This window comes from Pseudomonas hamedanensis, from assembly GCF_014268595.2.
GTDB lineage: Bacteria > Pseudomonadota > Gammaproteobacteria > Pseudomonadales > Pseudomonadaceae > Aquipseudomonas > Aquipseudomonas hamedanensis.
On the sequence record NZ_CP077091.1, the window covers coordinates 4,124,369 to 4,142,722 of the forward strand.

An 18,354-nucleotide genomic window follows, 5' to 3' on the forward strand; every position below is an offset into this window, starting at 1 on the left:
GGCCCTCGTCGCCGCTTCCCCGGTCCACCGCGGGCGCAGCGCAACAGGGTGAAACTGACCACTAAAACAAGAACGAAGACGTAACTGAGGATGATGGACAAGCAACGGCGCTGCCGGCTTGCTCCAGCGCCCGGTCGTCATAGCATGAGGTTGCCGGGACGGCTGCTTCATCGTGGGATGCCATGAATTTCATTCTTTACTCGGACGTCAACGACCGCACCATCAGCCAAAGTCTCGGGCGTCCCGAATACAGTTATTACTTCGTGCTCAAGGCCTACCGCCCGGTGCTGGAAAGCCTTGGACAAGTGCACGTCGTGTCCTCGGCGGCCGAGGTCGATCCGCTGTATCGGCAACTGCAACAGGCCGGTCAGGACAGCCTCTTTCTTTCGTTTGCGCCGCCGCACAAGACCCCGATCGACCTGCACTGCCCGATGGTCTGCGTGATCGCCTGGGAGTATGACTCGATTCCGTCCGAGGTCAGCGATGACGATCCTCGCCACGACTGGCGCCAGACACTGGCGCGCCATGGCCGGGTGATTACTCTGTCGACCCACACGGCACAGGCCATCCGTCGCAGCCTCGGTGAAGATTTCCCGGTACTGGTATTGCCGACACCGCTGTGGGAACGCTTCGCCGAGGTACGGCGCGACTATCCCAGTGTCCCGGTAAACCCCGGCAGCACATTGCAGATCAAGGGCTGCATCATCGACAGCCACGCGCTGGGACTGTCGGCGGATGGCTTGATCGCACCGATACTCGATGAGCAGCAAATCCCCGAGCCAGAGGCGATCGAGCCAGTGCCGGAGCCGACTCCGGAACCGCCGCCCGAACTGACCCTGCGACGGCGGGCTTTCATCACCCGGCATTATTTGTACGAAGGCTATAAGGCCCTCGCGAGGCCCTCCGAGCACACACCGCTGTTTTTGCTCAAGCACAACCTGCGGCAGTGGTATCGCGAAGCGGTCAGTGATCTGCTGCCAAGTGCCATCCGCGAGGAACGCCCTGAGCTGCTTGAGCCAGCGCCGCCCGCTCCTGCGGTGGCTGAAGTGCCGGCGCAGCCTGAGCATCCGCAAGCCTTGCTGCCCGATACTCGTCAACACGTGCAGATCGACGTCAGCGGCGTGGTGTATGTCAGCGTGTTCAACCCCGAGGACGGACGCAAGAACTGGCATCACTTGATCACCGCGTTCTGCTGGGCCATGCGCGATGCCGACGACGCGACTCTGGTGCTGAAAATCACCCAGAACGACCTGTCGAGCTATTACGTTCACCTCATTACCTTGCTCTCGCAGCTCTCGCCATTCGCCTGTCGCGTGGTGGTCATGCATGGCTATCTGGAAGACGAGGAATTCGCCCGGCTGTATGGCGCTGCCAGTTTCTACGTCAATGCGTCACGCTGCGAGGGACTGTGTCTGCCGCTGATGGAGTTCATGTCATGTGCACGCCCGGTGATTGCGCCGAATCACACGGCGATGGGCGATTACATCGACGAACGCGTGGCGTTCATCGTCAAGTCCGGCCGCGAGCCGGCCATCTGGCCGGAAGACGCACGCATCCTCTATCGGACCCTGCGTCATCGCCCCGACTGGGGCTCCTTGAAAGCCGCTTATGAGGACAGCTACGCCATGGCCAAGAACCATCCAGAGGCCTACCTAGCGATGGCCGCTGCCGCCAATGAACGCATGCATGAATATTGCGGTTTCGCCCCGGTGCAGCAGCGCGTAGAGGCGTTTTTTGGTCTGAAGGCTACTAGCGAAAGCAGCGCCATGGCACTTGCGACCGGAGCGGCGTCATGCTGATCATCATTCATTCGGAAACCAACAAGAGCAACATCCAGCAGAACCTCGGTCGGCCTGAGTACAGCTATTACTTCGTGCTCAAGGAGTTTCGTCCCGTTCTGGAACGCATCGGCCAGGTACTGGAAGTCAGCCACCCTGACGAGTTGGTGGATCGTTTGTATTTCGACTGTTTGAGCCGGGGCGAAGACTGCGTCTTTCTGTCGTTCTCGCCGCCGCACCGCACGCCCGTTCATTACGCTTGCCCGACCATTCCGGTGTTCGCCTGGGAATTCAGCACGATCCCCACTGAAAGCTGGCAAGGCGAGCCGCGTCACGACTGGCGTACGGTGCTTCAGGCCTGTGGCCGGGCGATTACCCATTCAACGTTCACGGTGAATGCGGTGCGTGACGTGATGGGGCCGGACTATCCGATCTGCGCGATCCCGGCACCGGTATGGGACCGCTTTGCCGCGCGTGGCGCGTCCTTGGCCAAGCGTCCGGTGATTGACCCGGTCACGCTGAATTTGCGTGGATTGCTGATCGACAGCCGGCGCACGGATTTGCGTCCCTACGGTCCTCCGGGATTGCGTGACGGATCGCCGTTAGACTTGTCCGCACCGGCCGCGGATTGCCAGTTGCAGCTTGAAGGGGTGGTCTACACCTCGGTGTTCAACCCTTACGACGGTCGCAAGAACTGGCAGGACATGATCAGCGCGTTCTGCACGGCGTTTCGCGACATCAGCGATGCGACGCTGGTGCTCAAGCTGACCCACCATGACATCGCCGATGCGCTGACCGACATGCTGCATCACCTGTACAAGAACCAGTCGTACCAGTGCCGGATCGTGCTGATCCACGGCTATCTGGCCGATGTCGATTACGAAGCGCTGGTGCAGGCCACCAGCTATGTGGTCAACAGTTCCTACGGAGAAGGACAGTGCCTGCCGCTGATGGAGTTCATGTCCTGCGGCAAACCGGCGATTGCGCCGTTGAACACGGCGATGGCCGATTATGTGAGCAGCGATAACGCCTTTATCGTCGACTTCACCGAAGAGCTCACCGCCTGGCCGCACGACCCGCGCGCGGCCTATCGCACGCTGCGCTACATCACCGATTGGGATTCGTTGTGCCTGGCGTACCGCACCAGCTATGACGTGGCAAAAGCTGATGAGCCGCGTTACGCCGCAATGTCCGCCGCGGCGATTGGTAGTTTGCAGCGCTTCTGCAGCCAGGCCAGTACCGAGCAGCGACTGCGCGCATTTTTCGCCCAGCCCCTGCGCACCGTCGGATCGTTGCCTGCGCAAGTCACGCTCGCATGATCCGCCGTTTGCTCGGCCGATGGCGGTCGGCGCGTGCCGTGCAAGCGGTGCCGGCACCGTCGGCCAAAGTGTCGCCACGGGATGTCGGTCTGCATGACGCAGTGCTCGACGGCTGGTTCCTGAACGACAGCGGCGAGTTGCTCAAGGGCTTTGCAATAACGGCTGACGACACGTTGCTCGATGTCGGTTGCGGCGAAGGCGTGGCGACGCTGTTTGCCGTGCGTCAGGGCGCTTCGGTGATTTTTACCGACAGCGAACATGCCAAGGTGCGCGACCTTGCGCGGCAGGTCGACGCGCAAAGCGACAACGCCAGTCTGGGACTGGTCAGCAACAGCCTGCCGCTGCCGCTGGCTGGCGGCTGCGCCAGTAAAGTGGTGTGCATGGAAGTGCTGGAGCACATTGAGCAGCCTGAGCCGTTCATGGCTGAACTGGTGCGCATGGGGCGCCCCGGTGCGCAGTATCTGCTCAGCGTGCCGGCACCGCTGGGCGAGCACCTGCAAAAAGGCATCGCTCCCGACAGCTACTATCGGTCGCCCAATCACGTACAGATTTTCACCCCCGAGCGCTTCGCTGCGCTGGTAGAGGAGGCCGGGCTGGTAATCGAGCACCGTCAGGCCAGCGGATTTTTCTGGGTGATGGGCATGATTTTTTTCTGGGCCGGCGAACGGGCCGCCGGGCGTGATCCGGGCGGAGCGGTGCGTGACCGTATTCAGGCGCCGTTCATGCCGTTGATGGAAAGCTGGGCGAGGACCTGGCAGGACCTGCTCGCGCAGCCGGACGGACTGGCGATCAAGCAGACGCTCGACCGCTTCATGCCCAAGAGCCAGGTGATCATTGCGCGCAAGCCAATGGCTGCGAGGGAGGCGCCATGAACGGCAAGCGCATCATGGACATCGAAGTGCTGCGCGCCATTGCCGTGCTGGGCGTGTTGTTCCATCACTTGCAGGGAAGCCTGTTTACCGATGTCGTGCCGACGCTGGAAAAAATTCATGCCTGGGCGCAACCGTGGTGGGGCGTTGACCTGTTTTTTGCGATCTCCGGTTTTGTCATTGCCCGTAGCCTGATTCCGGCGCTGCGAGGTTGCACAAGCAGCCAGGAACGCTGGCAACAGACGCGCAACTTCTGGCTGCGTCGGGCTTTCCGCTTGTTGCCGTCTGCCTGGTTATGGCTGGCGCTGATGTTGTTGGCGTGCGTGTTCGTCAATCGCTCGGGGGCGTTCGGCACGTTGCCCGCCAACCTGCAGGCGACGCTGGCCGGGGTGCTGCAATACGCCAACTTCCGTTTTGCCGACAGCTTCTTTCGCTACGAGTACGGCAGCAGTTTCGTCTACTGGAGCCTGTCACTGGAGGAGCAGTTCTATCTGCTGTTTCCGCTGCTGATCCTGTTCTGTCGCAAGCATCTGGTCTGGGCATTGCTGGCGCTGATCGTGGTACAGATTTTCAGCGTGCGCACGCCGTTGCTGATGGTGGTGCGCACCGATGCGCTGGCCCTCGGTGTGCTGTTGGCGATGTGGAGTGCGCAGCCGGGTTATCAACGGTGGCGGCCGGCGTTTCTCGCGCGGCCTTGGCTCGGGATTTCGGCGTTGATCATGATCGGCGCGCTGCTGAGCTTCATGGCCACTGACCGCTTCACGCTCGCCTGGTATCGCATCGGTTCAATCGCCGTGCTGAGCGCGATACTGGTGTGGATTGCCTCGTATAACCGCGATTACCTGATGCCCGCTGGCGCCGTGCAGCGGCTGCTGGGCTGGATCGGCAGCCGCTCCTACGGCATCTACCTGATTCACATACCCGCCTATCAACTGGTACGTGAACTGATCTTCCGCCTGCAGAGCGCCGGTCTGCCCAGTCCCGCTGGCCACCCTGTGCTGACGGTGCTGATCGCTTTCTGTCTGATCGTGCTGCTCAGCGAGCTCAATTACCGCCTGGTCGAAATGCCCATGCGCAACCGCGGTGCTGCACTTGTGCGTCGCCTCGGCACGTCCCGATCCGTCGTCCCAACCTCTGGAGCCACCCCATGCTGAGCCTATTGAAGAAACTCACAGCGGCGACGCCAGCGCCGGCCCCGACTGCGCCCGCGGAACCGCCCGCCGGCAAGGTCGATCCGTACATGCTCGGGCTGTACGATGCCAAGCTCAGCGGCTGGTTCAACCAGGAGACCAACGAGCTGTTCAAAGGCTTTGTGGTGTCTGCCGATGACACCCTGCTGGATGTCGGCTGCGGCGACGGCGGCAACGTGCATTTCTGCGGCATGCGCGGGGCGAAGATCATCATTGCCGACATCGATGCCGCCAAGGTCGAAGCGACCCGCCAGCGCTTGAGCGATACCCCCGCGCGTGACGTCGAGTGTCACGTCACCGACTGCAATCCGTTGCCGATTGCCGACGCCACCGCGTCGCGCGTTGTATCCACGGAAGTGATTGAACACGTCGACGATCCTGCGCAGTTTCTTGCCGAGTTGGTCCGTGTCGGCAAACCTGGCGCGCTGTACCTGCTGAGCGTGCCGCACCCGAGTTCCGAGGACCTGCAAAAAGACCTCGCCGCGCCCGAGTATTTTCAGAAGCCCAACCACATTCGCATCCTCAGCGAGGCGCAGTTCAAGGCGCTGGTCAGTGAGGCGGGATTGGAGATCATCAGCCACAGCCAGTACGGTTTTTACTGGTCGATGTGGATGCTGCTGTTCTGGGAAGCCAAGGTCGATTTCAGCGACCCGGATCATCCGCTGCTCAATCACTGGGCCGAGACCTGGCAGGCCGTGCTCGATTCACCGCGCGGCGCGCAGATCAAACAGGCGCTGGATGCGGTGGTCGCGAAAAGCCAGGTGATTATTGCCCGCAAGCCCTGAGCGTGAATTTGTGTAACCTTGCAGCCTCGTAGTGTCAGGGATCTGCAAGGTATGCGCTTTATCGTCGGTCTGTTTGCGTTGATGGTGCTTTCTGCTTGCCGGCAGCAGGACGCGCCCGCTCTCGATCAACAACTCTACATCTGGCAACGCCAATGGACGCCGGCCCATGAACAGGCGTTGCGTGACAGCCGCGCGGACTTCTCGACCCTACGTGTGCTGGCGCTGCAGGCCTTCCCCAATACGGGAGTGAGCCGGGCGCGGATCGACGCGCGCTTATTGAAAGCCGATGGCCGTCCCTTGATCGCGGTGATTCGTCTCGACGGACAGCTCAAGTCGCTGGATCGGGATCAAGTCACCGCGCAGATTCTGCAGGTGCTGAGCGACTGGCAGGCGCAAGGGCTGGTGCCGAGCGGTGTCGAGATCGACCACGACGCGGGCACTGCGCGGTTGCCGGCGTATGCCGAATTCCTCAGCCATCTGCGCTCGGCATTGCCGACCTCCCTGCCGTTGAGCATCACCGCGCTGCCAGCCTGGCTCAACAGCGCGCAACTGCCGGCGTTGCTGCAAACCGTCGACAGCAGCGTGCTGCAAGTCCACGCGGTCAGCGATCCGCGCCGTGGTTTGTTCGATGCCAAGCAAGCGTTGAAATGGGCAAAGGCCTGGGCGCGCAGCACGGACAAGCCTTTTTATCTGGCGCTGCCGGCTTACGGCGTGGCGCTATTGCCGGATGACGGCGGTGCGCCACAGATAGAGAGCGAAGTGCAGGTTGAGCGGGGCGGGCAGCGTCGGGAATTGCTTGCCGATCCGCTGCAACTGAGCCAATTGGGCAAAACCCTGCGCGACGATCCGCCACCACACCTGGCCGGGCTGATCTGGTTTCGCCTGCCCTTGGCCAACGATCGTCGTGCCTGGAGCCTGACCACGCTGCGCGCCGTCGCCCGGGGGGATGCGTTGGGCAGCCGTCTCGGCGTGACAGTCAGCGCACAGGACGGCCTTTACGATATTCAGCTCGACAACCCGGGCAATCTCGACAGCGCCTGGCCAGCGCGCATCACCTTAACGGGCCGAGGCTGTGAGAGCGCCGATGCGCTTGCCGGTTACTCGTTGCAACAGCGTCCGGATCTGCTTACCTTCACCCGCTTGCACGACGGCCGCTTGCCGGCGGGCGGGCAGCGCGCCATCGGTTGGGCGCGTTGCGCAATCATTGATCAAGGAGGTTCGCATGTTGACCCGTAACTGGCCTCGCCATCTGCTCTGTCTGAGCCTCAGCCTGCCGCTGGGTTCGGCGCTGGCCTGTGGGCCGGACTTCCCGATGCGGCTGCTCGACAATCGCGCGCAGACGCTGGCCGATCTGCCGGAGGGCAGCTTCAGCTTCGAAGTCAGTCGCCTTGGCAAAACCATCGCCGGCCTGAAAAACGTCACGGCAGCGACCCATAACCCCAACGATTACGCCGAAGACAATGCTTCTGAAATGGCCCGCGAACAGGCTGAGCAGGTGGGCCTGAGCGCCGAGCAACAAGGCGTGGTCAAACGCTTGCGCGGGTTGAGCGATGCCCGTCAGGTTGAAGAGCAGGGCGCCAGTCTGCCCGCGGAAATTCGTTTGTACGTGGCCGGTGCGGTGGCCTTTGCCACCGGCGATCATCAAATGGCAGCCGACTACTTCAACAAGGTCTTGGCATTGCCGGCGGACCAGCGTCCATTGCGCAGCACCTGGGCGGCCTATTCTTTGGGGCGTCTCGCCTTCGCCACGAGCAGTGCGGCGCAGAACCGCATCGAGGCGCTGGAGCAGGCGCGGGATGCCTTTCGCCAGACCCGCCAGTTGAGCATCGACGGCTTCAGCGATCCGCTCGAACTGGGTGTCGCCAGCCTGGGCGAGGAGGCGCGGGTGTTGCGCACCGCTGGCGACTGGAGCGGCGCCATCCAATTGTATGAAGCGCAGAACCTGCACGGTTCCGCCGTCGGCTATACCTCGCTCAAACAGGTGATGAACGAACTGGCCGAGTTGCCCGAAGCGCAGCTGGCACGGTTGCTGGAGCACAAAGCAGTGCAGCAACTGGTCACCGCGTCGCTGGTCAGCCGCCAGGGCTGGTCGTTTGGCGATGAGCCACCGAACCAGAAAAAACTGGTGAAGCTACTGCAGGACAGCACCCGTGGCAGCCTCGAAAACGCCGATCGGCTGGCCGCGATGAGTTATCAACAAGGCGACTACGCCGGTGCCAAGGCCTTTCTGGAAAACGCCGGCGACGGCGGGCTGGCCTGGTGGCTGCGGGCCAAACTGGCGGTGCGTGACGGCGACAGGAACGCGGCAGCTGCCGCCTATGCCAAAGCCGCGCAGGCCTTCCCGCAGAACGAAGACTGGGGCTACCGGCGTACGCCGGACTGGGCGTTTGAAACCGTGCAGCCCAAGTGCCGGGTCGAGGGCGAAAGCGCGATTCTCGCGTTGCAGCGCGGCGAATACCTGCAAGCTTTCGTGCAGTTGTACCGCAGCAACAGCGTTTATTGGTTCGATGCCGCAACCGTCGCCGAACGGGTGCTGACGGTTGCCGAGCTCAAGCAGTACGTCGACGAAAACGTTCCCGCACCGCCAGCATTGACCCAGCAAGAACGCGACAACTACGTGCCGCTACCGGTCGCTGCCAGCCTGCGCAACTTGCTCGGCCGGCGATTGCTGCGCGAGGGCCGCTACGCGGAAGCTGTGGCTTATTTCGACAATCGCGACCTGCAAAAAAAAGCGCAGATCTACGGTGAACAACGGCTGAAGGCTGACGCCGCGTGGTGGCCGACCAAACGCGCCAGTGCGTTGTACAACGCCGCCTGGACGGCACGTGAATGGGGCATGGATATTCTCGGTTACGAGATGGCGCCCGACTACGCCACATTCGGCGGCAACTACGCGCTGGAGAGCGCCGAGCTGCAAGTCGGTCCGCTGGTGAGCGAGGCCGAAGTACAGCGTCAGGTCGCCAGTGCAGCGAAACCGGATCAGCGCTACCACTACCGTTTCGTCGCCACTGCGCTGGCGGCACGCGCTGCTGATAACTTGCCGCACACCAGCCAGGCGTTTGCCGCTGTGCTGTGTAATGCGGCCGGCTGGAACAGCAGCCTGGAAGATCAGAGCGCGCTGTATCAGCGTTATGTGAAAGAAGGTCCGTTCGTACCGTGGGCGGTGGATTTTGGCAACCAGTGCCCGTACCCGGATTTTGAAAACGCCGATAAACGTTACGTCACCCAGGTCACCGATGCCGTGCGCGCCACGTTGCGCCCTTACAAGTGGCCAGTGCAGGTTGGGGCGATTGTACTGGTCACGGCCGCCGCGTTACTGCTGATTACCCGTCGCCAACGCAAGGCCCGCCGGGACTAAGCCTGCTGGACGAAGGCCAGGCGCACGGCGAAACCGATCAGCAGGCTGCCGAACAGCCATTGTTGGACGCGTTGCGCCGTTGGATTGTGTTGCAACCAACGGCCCAGCGCGGCGCCGGCGAGGGCGTAGGCACTGTCGAACAGCAGGCCGACGCCGACCAGCAGCAGACCGAGCCCGGCAAATTGGCTGAGCACGGAGGCGCCGTCATTGACGATGAATTGCGGCAGCAGCACCGAGCAGAACAACAGTGCCTTGGGGTTGAGCAGGTTGGTCAGCAATCCCCGACGGATCGCTTCGCGCCATTGGCCGTGGGTATCGCCAGCCTTGTCAGTATTAAGGCTCGGCAGCAATGTGCTGCGCAGGCACTGGATGCCGAGCCAGAGCAGATACGCCGCCCCCGCCAAGCGCACCACCTCGAATGTCCATGGCGCCGCTTTGAACAGTGCCGCCATGCCCAGCGCTGCCAGCGCCACATGACAAGCTCGGGCGACAGCAAGGCCGACCGCGGTGGCCAACGCCGCGCCGCGTCCCTGGCGCGCACCGGTTTGCAGCAGCAGGATCATGTCCGGGCCGGGCAATAGAAAGACCACGGCCAATGCCAGGAAAAACAGCCAGAGATTCGCCATGTCGCAGCCCTTTCGTTGTCGATTCGGTCCGCCAAGTCTAGGGCTGAAGGGTGGGGCAGGTGCTTGCGTAGTCAGCTTCAAATCCACGTTGGATTGGCATAGTCTGCCGCTCTACGTGCAGCAACTATCGGAATCTGCCAAACATGAAACTTGATGCCTTCGACCGCAAGATTCTCGCGGCCCTGCAACGCAACGGTCGTCTGAGCAACATCGAGCTGGCCGACGAAATCGGTTTGTCCGCTTCGCCGTGCCTGCGTCGGGTGCGGATACTGGAAGAGGCCGGGGTGATTCGTGGTTATCAGGCCAATCTCGATCGCGACGAAGTCGGGCTGGGCCTGACGGTATTTGTTGGGGTCAAGGTCGAGCGCCACAACGATCAACAGGCGGAGGCGTTTTATGCAGCGGTGACGGCACTGCCGGAAGTGATTTCCGCGTTTCTGGTATCCGGTGAATCGGATTTTCTCTTGCAAGTGGTGGTGCCGGATCTGCGCGCTTATGACCGGTTTCTCAGCGGCTGTCTGCTGAAACTGCCGGGGGTGAGCGACATTCGCAGTAACTTTGCGATTCACACGGTGAAGGCGCCGGGGCCGTTGCCGTTGGGGCATCTGCCGCTGTGAACCGGGGCGCATTCGAGCGCATTTCTCCTGAAGGAATACGCTCGAATGTGGGAGCGAGCCTGCTCGCGAAAGCGCCGGTTCAGCCAATAAAATTGGCGAAACCTACATCTGCGTCGCCATCCCCTCGACATTCATCGCCGCCTGGCGCAACGCCTCGGAGCGGGTCGGATGTGGATGGCACGTCAGGGCGATGTCTTCGGCCGATGCACTAAACTCCATCGCCACACAAAACTCGCCAATCATTTCACTGACACTCGGGCCGACCAGGTGCACGCCGAGCACTTCGTCAGTGCGCTCGTCAGCCAGGACTTTGGCAAAGCCCTCGGTCTCATGGTTGATTTTTGCCCGGCTGTTGGCAGTGAACGGAAACTTGCCGACCTTGTAGGCGCGTCCTTCGGCCTTGAGCTGTTCTTCGGTCTTGCCGACGCTGGCCAGTTCCGGTTTGGTGTAGATCACGTTGGGGATCAGCGTGTAATTGACCTCGCCGGCCTTGCCGTGAATCTGCTCGACGCAGGCCATCGCCTCGTCTTCGGCCTTGTGCGCGAGCATCGGCCCGGAGGTCACGTCGCCGATGACCCAGACGCCCGGGGCTTCGGTGCGGTGTTGTTGGTTGGCGAGCATGCCGCGCTTGTCGGTGCTCAGTCCGACGTTTTCCAGGCCCAGCCCTTGGGTGTAAGGACGCCGACCGATGGCCACCAGCACGTAGTCGGCTTCGAGCAACTCAGCGCTACCGCCTGCTGCTGGCTCAACACTGAGCTGTACGCCAGTGGCTGACGTCGTCGCGCCGGTAACCTTCGCACTCAACTTGAACGCGATGCCCTGTTTGCTCAACTCGCGCTGCAAGGTTTTTCCGGCTTCGCCGTCGACGCCGGGGCAGATCCGGTCAAGGTATTCGATCACTGTCACCTGCGCGCCCAGACGACGCCATACTGAGCCCAGTTCGAGGCCGATGACCCCGGCGCCAATCACCACCAGATGTTTCGGCACCTCGCTCAGGGACAACGCGCCGGTGGAGTCCAGAATACGTTGGTTGTCGATCTCGACGCCCGGCAGGGGAGTGGGTTCGGAGCCGGTGGCGATGATGATGTCTTTGGCGGTCAGCCCGATTTTGCCGCCCTGATCATCGGTGACCGTGACCTTGCCCGGTCCGTCGATGTGGCCCCAGCCCTTGATCCAGTCGACTTTGTTTTTGCGAAAAAGGAATTCGATGCCTTTGGTCAGACCGGTCACGCTCTGGTCTTTTTGTTTCATCATTTGCGCAAGGTTCAGCGTCGGTTTGACCTCGATGCCGAGGTTGGCAAACTCCGCGCCCATTGCCGCGTCGTACAGCTCAGAAGCATGCAGCAAGGCTTTGGATGGCATGCAACCGACGTTCAGGCAGGTGCCGCCCAAGGTCGCACGGCCTTCGACACACGCGGCCTTGAGGCCAAGCTGTCCTGCACGGATAGCGGCGTTATAGCCGCCGGGGCCACCGCCGAGAATCACTACGTCATAGTTGCTCATGCGCCTTGCTCCTGATTGAGGGATGCGGATCGCTACACGTGGTTGGCCAAGATTACGGACGTAATATGTTGCTTTCGAGAGCTTTCGGTCAAGGCTTCAGCCAAGCGACAGGTGCCAGCCTTTTAATAAACCTGATTGTGTACGAATATTTCACGTTTTTCGTTATATCGTAACGCTATGAATGGCGAGCCAAAGAGTTTGGGGTGATATGCAAGTCGATCTGCAGGTTGATGGCACGTCAGTCAGCGCATTGCCGCGCTTTCAGCAGGCGGCGATGCAGGGGCGACGATTGCGCAGGCTGGCCTTCGGTCTCGGCACACTGGCCGGTGGTTCATGGGCACTGGCATTGTTGGTTGCGCTGTTTGCAGCGCAATCGCTGTGGATCCCGTGGCTGGTTAATCAGGGGGCGGCGCTATGGCTGCTGGTCGCCGGGCTGCAATCGGCCTGGCGGGTGACGCAATGGCGCGCGCGGGTGATTACGCCCGTGGAGGCGCCGCCTTCGCAGGATGAGCCCGTGCCGCCTGAGGGTTGGTATGAGCGGCTGCTGGACCGGCTGAGTCAGCGCGGTGCCCAGGCGCTCGACCAAATCGGCCCGGCGACGCTGTGGCTGGGTGGATGGGCGGTGCTGGTGTTGCTCGGCATCGAACAGGTCTGGGATCTGACGTTGCCGAGCGCAGCGTTGGGTGTGTCTGCTTCTGTCGGCGCGGCATTGGCGTTGTCGCTGGCGTTCGGCCTGTTGGTCGTGGAGCGGCAACTGGCTCAGGAGCACCCGGCGCAATGGCCTGAGGCGGCAGCGCTTGCCCGGTTGGTCCGGGTGCCGATTATCAGTTTGGTGCTGGGCGGGCTGTGCTTGTTGTTTGCCAGCGAGGGCGCGATATGGCCGGTGCGCCTGGCCGTGTTGATCGGCCTCTTGCCAAGCCTGGTCGCGATCGAGCTGCTGCTGCGCGCGGTTCTGTCGCTGTTCACGCCTCGCCGCGAACAGCTTGAACCGGCGTTGCTGGCGCGCAGTTTTGTCGCCGATCTGCTGCGCTGGCCGCCACAACCGTTGCTTGCCTTGCAGGATGAACTGCACAACCGTTTCGGCATCGATTTACGGCAGATCTGGGCGTTCAGCTACATGCGCCGCGCGTTGCTGCCCGTGCTGGCGCTGGTCGCTGTGGTGGCCTGGCTGCTGACCGGCATTCATGAAACTCCACTGCAAGGTCGGGGCATTTATGAGCGGTTCGGCAAACCGGTGCAGGTGTTCGGCCCCGGCCTGCACGTCGGCTGGCCCTGGCCGTTAGGGCGGGTGTTGAGCGTTGAGAATGGCGTGGTGCATGAGCTGGCCACCAGCGTCGGCGCCAATCCTGCGCCGGCCTCACTCGATCCCGCTGAAGGCCCGGCACCGCTTGCGGCCAACCGGTTGTGGGACGCCAGTCATGTCAACGATAAGTCGCAGGTGATTGCCAGCAGCCGGGGCGGGCAACAGAGCTTCCAGATCGTCAACATGGACGTGCGCTTCGTTTACCGGATCGGTCTGGACGATCAAGCGGCCCTGGCCGCTACCTACAATCACGCCGATGTACCGACGTTGATTCGCAGCACCGCCAGTCGAATTCTGGTGCACGACTTTGCCTCGCGCACGCTGGACGGTTTGCTCGGACAGGACCGGGTCGGTCTGGCCGAGGAAATCGGTCGCGCGGTGCAAAGCGACCTGAAGACACTCGACAGCGGGGTGGAAATACTCGCCACGGTCGTCGAAGCCATTCATCCACCCGCCGGCGCGGCGAATGCTTACCACGGCGTGCAAGCGGCGCAGATTGGCGCGCAGGCGCTGATCGCCCGGGAACGCGGTGCCGCCGCGCAAGCCAGCAATCAGGCGCAGTTGCAAGCCACGCTTGCGCGCGACAAAGCCAGCGCCAGCGCCCGCGAGAATCAGGCCACCGCGCAAGCGGCTGACCTTAAATTCAGCGCCGAGCAAAAAGCCTACGCCAGTGCCGGTCAGGCTTTTGTGCTGGAACAATACTTCGCGCAACTCAGCCAGGGCCTGGGCAAGGCCAAACTGTTGCTGCTCGACCACCGTCTGGGCGGCAGCAGCAATGCGCCGACCATCGACCTGCGTACGTTTACGCTGCCGGCTGATCCGACGCCCGCGCGCACCACCGTTCAACCAGGAGTCGCCCCTTGAGCCAGTCGCCCACTCACGACCATCACGATCACAGCGGTCACGCTCATCACCACGGCGGGCACCACCATCATGGGCATCATCACCACGGTGCAGGGGAGGAAGCGGCGGGACCGTTTCCCTGGCGGCGCATGGCATGGGCGGCGCTGTTGGTCGCGTTTGCGCTGGCGGCCGCAAGCCTGGTGCAAGTGCGTTCCGGTGAAGCGACTGTGATTACCCGTTTCGGCAATCCTGCGCGGGTCCTGCTTGATCCGGGCCTGAGCGGGCGCTGGCCGGCACCGTTCGAAGCGGCAATTCCTGTCGACCTGCGCCTGCGGACCACCTCCAGTGGCTTGCAGGATGTCGGCACGCGCGACGGCTTGCGCATCATCGTGCAGGCTTACGTGGCGTGGCAGGTGCAGGGCGATCCGGACAACGTACAGCGCTTTATGCGTGCGGTGCAGAATCAGCCGGACGAAGCCGCGCGGCAGATTCGGACCTTCATCGGTTCTGCGCTGGAGACCACTGCCAGCAGTTTTGATCTGGCCAGTCTGGTCAACACCGATGCCAGTCAGGTGCGCATCGGCGATTTCGAGGCGCAGTTGCGCCAGCAGATTGATCAGCAGTTGCTCGCCACTTATGGCGTGCGTGTGTTGCAGGTCGGCGTTGAGCGGCTGACATTGCCGTCCGTAACGCTCACGGCCACGGTCGACCGGATGCGCGCCGAGCGTGAAACCATCGCCACGGAGCGCACCGCGATCGGCAAACGCGAAGCGGCGCAGATTCGCTCTGCTGCCGAGCGCGACGCACGCATCGTCCAAGCAGACGCGACGGTGCAGGCCGCCGAGATCGAAGCGCAGTCGCGTGTCGAAGCCGCGCAGATTTACGGCCGCGCCTACGCCAGCTCACCGCAGCTCTACAACTTGCTGCGCTCGCTGGATACCCTCGGCACCATCGTTACCCCTGACACCAAATTGATTTTGCGTACTGACGCCGCACCTTTCCGCGTACTGGTAGACGGCCCGCCGACACTGGACAGCAAAGCCGGGTCGCAGCCATGAATGATGAAGTTCCACGTGGAACACCCATAACGAACAGTCCGTGGATTCAGGCCGGACGTTTGGCTTTTTTAGCCCTGTATGCGGTGACGGTGCTGGCCGCGCTGGCTTGGGCATTCTCCAACGTCCGGCAGATTGATCCGCAATATCGCGCAGTTGTTTTGCACTTCGGCGCCCTCGACCGGGTGCAAAATGCCGGTCTGTTGCTGGCTTGGCCACAGCCGTTCGAGCAGGTGGTTTTGCTGCCGGCAGCGGATCGGGTGATTGAGCGCCGAGTCGAGAATCTGCTGCGCAGCGATGAAGCGCTAAAGGCCGATCGAGTCGCGTCCTTTGCCACACCGTTGAGCGATGCGCTGGCCGGCTCCGGTTATCTGTTGACCGGTGATGCCGGTGTGGTGCAACTGGATGTGCGAGTGTTCTACAAAGTCACCGACCCCTATGATTTCGTCCTGCAGGCCGATCACGTGCTGCCGGCACTCGACAGATTGGTGACGCGCAGTGCGGTGGCGCTCACCGCTGCCCGTGACCTGGATACCATTCTGGTCGCTCGCCCGGAATTGCTCGGATCTGACAATCAGGCCGCCGAGCGCCGCGAACGCCTGCGTGGCGATCTGGTCCACGGCATCAACCAACGCTTGGCCGAACTGAAGGCAGCGGGGCAGGGTATCGGTATTGAAGTGGCGCGGGTCGATGTGCAATCGAGCTTGCCGGATCCCGCCGTCAGCGCGTTCAACGCGGTTCTGACGGCCAGTCAGCAAGCTGACAAGGCAGTCGCCAATGCGCGCACCGACGCCGAAAAAGTCACCCAGATGGCCAACGAACAGGCCGATCGAACCCGCCAAGTGGCCCACGCGCAAGCCGGCGAACGTTTGGCCAAGGCCAGCGCCGACACGGCCACCGTGTTGAGCCTGGGCAATACCCGGGATCCGCAATTGCTCCTGCGTTTCTACCGTGAGCGCATGCCGAAAACTCTTGGTCAGGCCGGTTCCGTGACCACAGTCGACCCGAAAGACGATTCCCGCCTGATCATTCAGGGAGCCAGCCAATGACTGCATCCACCGCTGCACCGAGTCTGTTGTCCTCGGCCGAGCAACGCCGCGCCGCCCGTCAACTGACCCTGGCGATGCTGGCGCTCGGTCTGCTGGGCCTCGGTCTGATCTGGCGCTGGCTGCTGCCGGAGCAGACCGGCGTCAGTCAGTTGCTGCTCGGCGTCGCTTCGTTGTTGGTGGCCGTCCCGGTGATGCGTTCGGCCTGGTACAGCCTGCGGTATCCGAGTCTGCACGGCATCACCGATCAATTAATCGCCCTGGCGATGTTGGGCGCGTGGGCGACCGGCGATCTGCTGACCGCTGCGTTGCTGCCGATCATCATGATTTTCGGCCACGTGCTGGAGGAGCGTAGCGTCATCGGCTCCCAGGAAGCCATTCATGCGCTCGGCCAATTGACCCGCAGCCACGCTCGCAAGGTTCTGGCCGGTGGCATGATCGTCGAGGTGGACAACGGCACACTCCGATCCGGTGACACCGTTGAGGTGCGTGCCGGTGATCGGGTGCCCGCGGACGGGCGAGTGCTGGCCGGCCAGGCGAGCCTCGACACCGCGTCGATTACCGGTGAATCGGTGCCGGTGGAAGCGGGCGTCGGCATGTCGGTGTTTGGCGGCGCGATCAACCTCGATGGGCTGCTGCGCATCGAAGTCACGCGCACCGGGGATGAATCGACGCTCGGCAAAGTCATCGCACTGATGCAAAACGCCGAGCGCTCGAAACCGCCAATCACCCGTTTGCTCGAACGGTACGCCGGCAGCTACATGGTGTTGGTGCTGATGCTGGCGGCGGTGACCTGGTTCATTACCCACGACGCGCAAGCGATGCTCGCGGTGCTGGTGGCGGCGTGTCCCTGCGCGTTGGTCCTGTCGGCGCCAGCCACCGCGATTGCCGGGGTTGCCGTCGCTGCGCGGCACGGGATTCTGATCCGCAGCTCGGCGTTTCTCGAGGAGTTGGCCGACCTCACCTCGTTGGTGGTCGACAAGACCGGCACTCTGACCTTCGGCACTTTGCGTTTGCACTCGATCAACACGCTGCACGCGGACACCTCGACGCTCCTGGCGCTGGCCGCCAGTTTGGGCGCGGCAAGCAGTCATCCGGTGAGCCGGGCGCTCGCCGGACTGGGCCAGCAAAAGGATGGGCTGCCACTGAGCGACATCCACGAACGGCAGGGCCTTGGTGTGGTTGCCATGACCGCGCAGGGCCAGGCCGCGCTAGGCCGGCCAGAGCTGTTTGCGCAACTGGGCGTAGTCACCACACCTGTCCCGGCCCACGACGGGCCGATTGCCGGCCTGGCGTTGAACGGTGAATTTCTCGCCTGGCTGTTGCTCGCCGACACGGTCAAACCGGAAGCGCGATCTGCCCTCGGCGAATTGCGCGAACTGGGCCTCGGCCGCCAATTGCTGCTGACCGGTGACCGTCAGAGCGTGGCGCAGTCGCTGGCCGAGGAGGTCGGCTTGCACGAGATCGAAGCCCAGGCCTTGCCCGAGGACAAACTGAATCGGGTGCTCAAGGAAATCGACAGCGGCTTCCGCCCGATGGTGGTGGGCGATGGCATCAACGATTCGCTGGCTTTGAAGGCCGGCGTAGTCGGTGTGGCGATGGGCGCGGGAGGCGCGGATATCGCGCTGGCCTCGGCGGACATCGTGCTGATCGGCAGCGATCTGCGCAGGCTGGGTACTTGTGTACGGCTCAGCCGCCAATGCCGGCGGACATTGCAGGTCAACGTCATCATTGGGCTGGGCTGGACGCTGGCCATCGTGGTGTTCGCCGCGTTCGGCTGGCTGGGTGCCGCCGGGGCGATGATTGCCGCGTTGTTGCATAACCTCAGCACGTTGCTGGTGTTGGGCAATGCTGGTCGCTTGTTACGCTTTCAAGAGCCGCTGCTCAAGCTCGAGGCCGATACATGACAAGAATTTCATCGAACTGCGCCTGACGTTGGCAGTCCTTTATTCTGAGGGCGTTTGCCAATGACTGCCTGGCTGAAGCGTCCGTAGCGATAGATACGGCTAATCATATCGATAGCCTGCTATTTTTCCGCAATGGGCTACCCTCAGATCTGACG

Annotated in this window: 14 protein-coding genes; 12 read left to right on the top strand and 2 right to left on the bottom strand. The window is 62.6% G+C overall.

Annotation, left to right across the window (positions count from 1 at the left end):
- Positions 1-182 precede the first annotated feature (182 nt).
- From HU739_RS17850 to HU739_RS17880, 7 genes are read left to right on the top strand one after another with little or no spacing between them, the layout of a single operon-like run.
- Positions 183-1,799 (top strand): glycosyltransferase, encoded by a 1,617-nt coding sequence (locus tag HU739_RS17850; protein WP_186546191.1) that lies wholly within the window; start codon positions 183-185, stop codon positions 1,797-1,799.
- Positions 1,793-3,097, top strand: coding sequence for a glycosyltransferase (locus HU739_RS17855; RefSeq protein WP_186546190.1), 1,305 nt, complete (start codon positions 1,793-1,795; stop codon positions 3,095-3,097). Before HU739_RS17850 ends, HU739_RS17855 begins: the two co-directional genes overlap by 7 nt.
- The gene (locus HU739_RS17860) at positions 3,094-3,969 is read left to right on the top strand and encodes a class I SAM-dependent methyltransferase (RefSeq protein WP_186546189.1); all 876 of its coding nucleotides are present in this window, start codon (positions 3,094-3,096) and stop codon (positions 3,967-3,969) included. Before HU739_RS17855 ends, HU739_RS17860 begins: the two co-directional genes overlap by 4 nt.
- A complete protein-coding gene (locus tag HU739_RS17865; protein WP_186546188.1) occupies positions 3,966-5,120 on the top strand; it encodes an acyltransferase family protein in 1,155 nt (384 codons plus the stop codon). Before HU739_RS17860 ends, HU739_RS17865 begins: the two co-directional genes overlap by 4 nt.
- Entirely contained in the window at positions 5,114-5,941 is an 828-nt protein-coding gene (locus tag HU739_RS17870; protein ID WP_186546187.1) for a class I SAM-dependent methyltransferase, read from the top strand. The genes HU739_RS17865 and HU739_RS17870 overlap by 7 nt, the downstream gene beginning before the upstream one ends.
- A gap of 51 nt (positions 5,942-5,992) precedes the next feature.
- On the top strand, positions 5,993-7,177 hold the full coding sequence (locus HU739_RS17875; RefSeq protein ID WP_186546186.1) for a DUF3142 domain-containing protein: 1,185 nt from the start codon (positions 5,993-5,995) through the stop codon (positions 7,175-7,177).
- On the top strand, positions 7,164-9,299 hold the full coding sequence (locus HU739_RS17880) for a hypothetical protein (protein WP_186546185.1): 2,136 nt from the start codon (positions 7,164-7,166) through the stop codon (positions 9,297-9,299). Before HU739_RS17875 ends, HU739_RS17880 begins: the two co-directional genes overlap by 14 nt.
- Here the strand turns inward: HU739_RS17880 and HU739_RS17885 are convergent.
- Entirely contained in the window at positions 9,296-9,925 is a 630-nt protein-coding gene (locus tag HU739_RS17885) for a LysE family translocator (protein ID WP_186546184.1), read from the bottom strand. The two genes, HU739_RS17880 and HU739_RS17885, sit on opposite strands and share 4 nt — an antisense overlap.
- Before the next feature lie 143 nt (positions 9,926-10,068).
- Between HU739_RS17885 and HU739_RS17890 the strand changes: the two genes are divergently transcribed.
- A complete protein-coding gene (locus HU739_RS17890; protein ID WP_186546183.1) occupies positions 10,069-10,542 on the top strand; it encodes an Lrp/AsnC family transcriptional regulator in 474 nt (157 codons plus the stop codon).
- 102 nt (positions 10,543-10,644) lie between these two features.
- Here the strand turns inward: HU739_RS17890 and lpdA are convergent, their stop codons facing one another.
- Positions 10,645-12,045: a dihydrolipoyl dehydrogenase gene (gene lpdA, locus HU739_RS17895; RefSeq protein ID WP_186546182.1), complete on the bottom strand. Its 1,401-nt coding sequence runs from the start codon at positions 12,043-12,045 to the stop codon at positions 10,645-10,647.
- A gap of 208 nt (positions 12,046-12,253) precedes the next feature.
- Between lpdA and hflK (HU739_RS17900) the strand changes: the two genes are divergently transcribed.
- From hflK (HU739_RS17900) to HU739_RS17915, 4 genes are read left to right on the top strand one after another with little or no spacing between them, the layout of a single operon-like run.
- Positions 12,254-14,212 carry a protease modulator HflK gene (gene hflK, locus HU739_RS17900; protein WP_186546181.1) on the top strand — a complete coding sequence of 653 codons (1,959 nt, stop codon included), beginning with the start codon at positions 12,254-12,256 and terminating at the stop codon, positions 14,210-14,212.
- Positions 14,209-15,249 carry a protease modulator HflC gene (gene hflC, locus HU739_RS17905; protein WP_186546180.1) on the top strand — a complete coding sequence of 347 codons (1,041 nt, stop codon included), beginning with the start codon at positions 14,209-14,211 and terminating at the stop codon, positions 15,247-15,249. The genes hflK (HU739_RS17900) and hflC overlap by 4 nt, the downstream gene beginning before the upstream one ends.
- Positions 15,246-16,295, top strand: a complete 1,050-nt coding sequence (gene hflK / locus HU739_RS17910; RefSeq protein WP_186546179.1) for a protease modulator HflK — start codon at positions 15,246-15,248, stop codon at positions 16,293-16,295. Before hflC ends, hflK (HU739_RS17910) begins: the two co-directional genes overlap by 4 nt.
- Positions 16,292-18,199, top strand: coding sequence for a heavy metal translocating P-type ATPase (locus tag HU739_RS17915; protein WP_186546178.1), 1,908 nt, complete (start codon positions 16,292-16,294; stop codon positions 18,197-18,199). Before hflK (HU739_RS17910) ends, HU739_RS17915 begins: the two co-directional genes overlap by 4 nt.
- The last annotated feature ends 155 nt before the right edge of the window (positions 18,200-18,354 follow it).

Excerpts from the sequence above, each read along its gene's own strand:
- HU739_RS17850 (WP_186546191.1), top strand. The coding sequence starts at position 183 with ATGAATTTCATTCTTTACTCGGACGTCAACGACCGCACCATCAGCCAA.
- HU739_RS17855 (WP_186546190.1), top strand. The coding sequence starts at position 1,793 with ATGCTGATCATCATTCATTCGGAAACCAACAAGAGCAACATCCAGCAG.
- HU739_RS17860 (WP_186546189.1), top strand. The coding sequence starts at position 3,094 with ATGATCCGCCGTTTGCTCGGCCGATGGCGGTCGGCGCGTGCCGTGCAA.
- HU739_RS17865 (WP_186546188.1), top strand. The coding sequence starts at position 3,966 with ATGAACGGCAAGCGCATCATGGACATCGAAGTGCTGCGCGCCATTGCC.
- HU739_RS17870 (WP_186546187.1), top strand. The coding sequence starts at position 5,114 with ATGCTGAGCCTATTGAAGAAACTCACAGCGGCGACGCCAGCGCCGGCC.
- HU739_RS17875 (WP_186546186.1), top strand. The coding sequence starts at position 5,993 with ATGCGCTTTATCGTCGGTCTGTTTGCGTTGATGGTGCTTTCTGCTTGC.
- HU739_RS17880 (WP_186546185.1), top strand. The coding sequence starts at position 7,164 with ATGTTGACCCGTAACTGGCCTCGCCATCTGCTCTGTCTGAGCCTCAGC.
- HU739_RS17885 (WP_186546184.1), bottom strand. The coding sequence starts at position 9,925 with ATGGCGAATCTCTGGCTGTTTTTCCTGGCATTGGCCGTGGTCTTTCTA.
- HU739_RS17890 (WP_186546183.1), top strand. The coding sequence starts at position 10,069 with ATGAAACTTGATGCCTTCGACCGCAAGATTCTCGCGGCCCTGCAACGC.
- lpdA (WP_186546182.1), bottom strand. The coding sequence starts at position 12,045 with ATGAGCAACTATGACGTAGTGATTCTCGGCGGTGGCCCCGGCGGCTAT.
- hflK (WP_186546181.1), top strand. The coding sequence starts at position 12,254 with ATGCAAGTCGATCTGCAGGTTGATGGCACGTCAGTCAGCGCATTGCCG.
- hflK (WP_186546179.1), top strand. The coding sequence starts at position 15,246 with ATGAATGATGAAGTTCCACGTGGAACACCCATAACGAACAGTCCGTGG.
- HU739_RS17915 (WP_186546178.1), top strand. The coding sequence starts at position 16,292 with ATGACTGCATCCACCGCTGCACCGAGTCTGTTGTCCTCGGCCGAGCAA.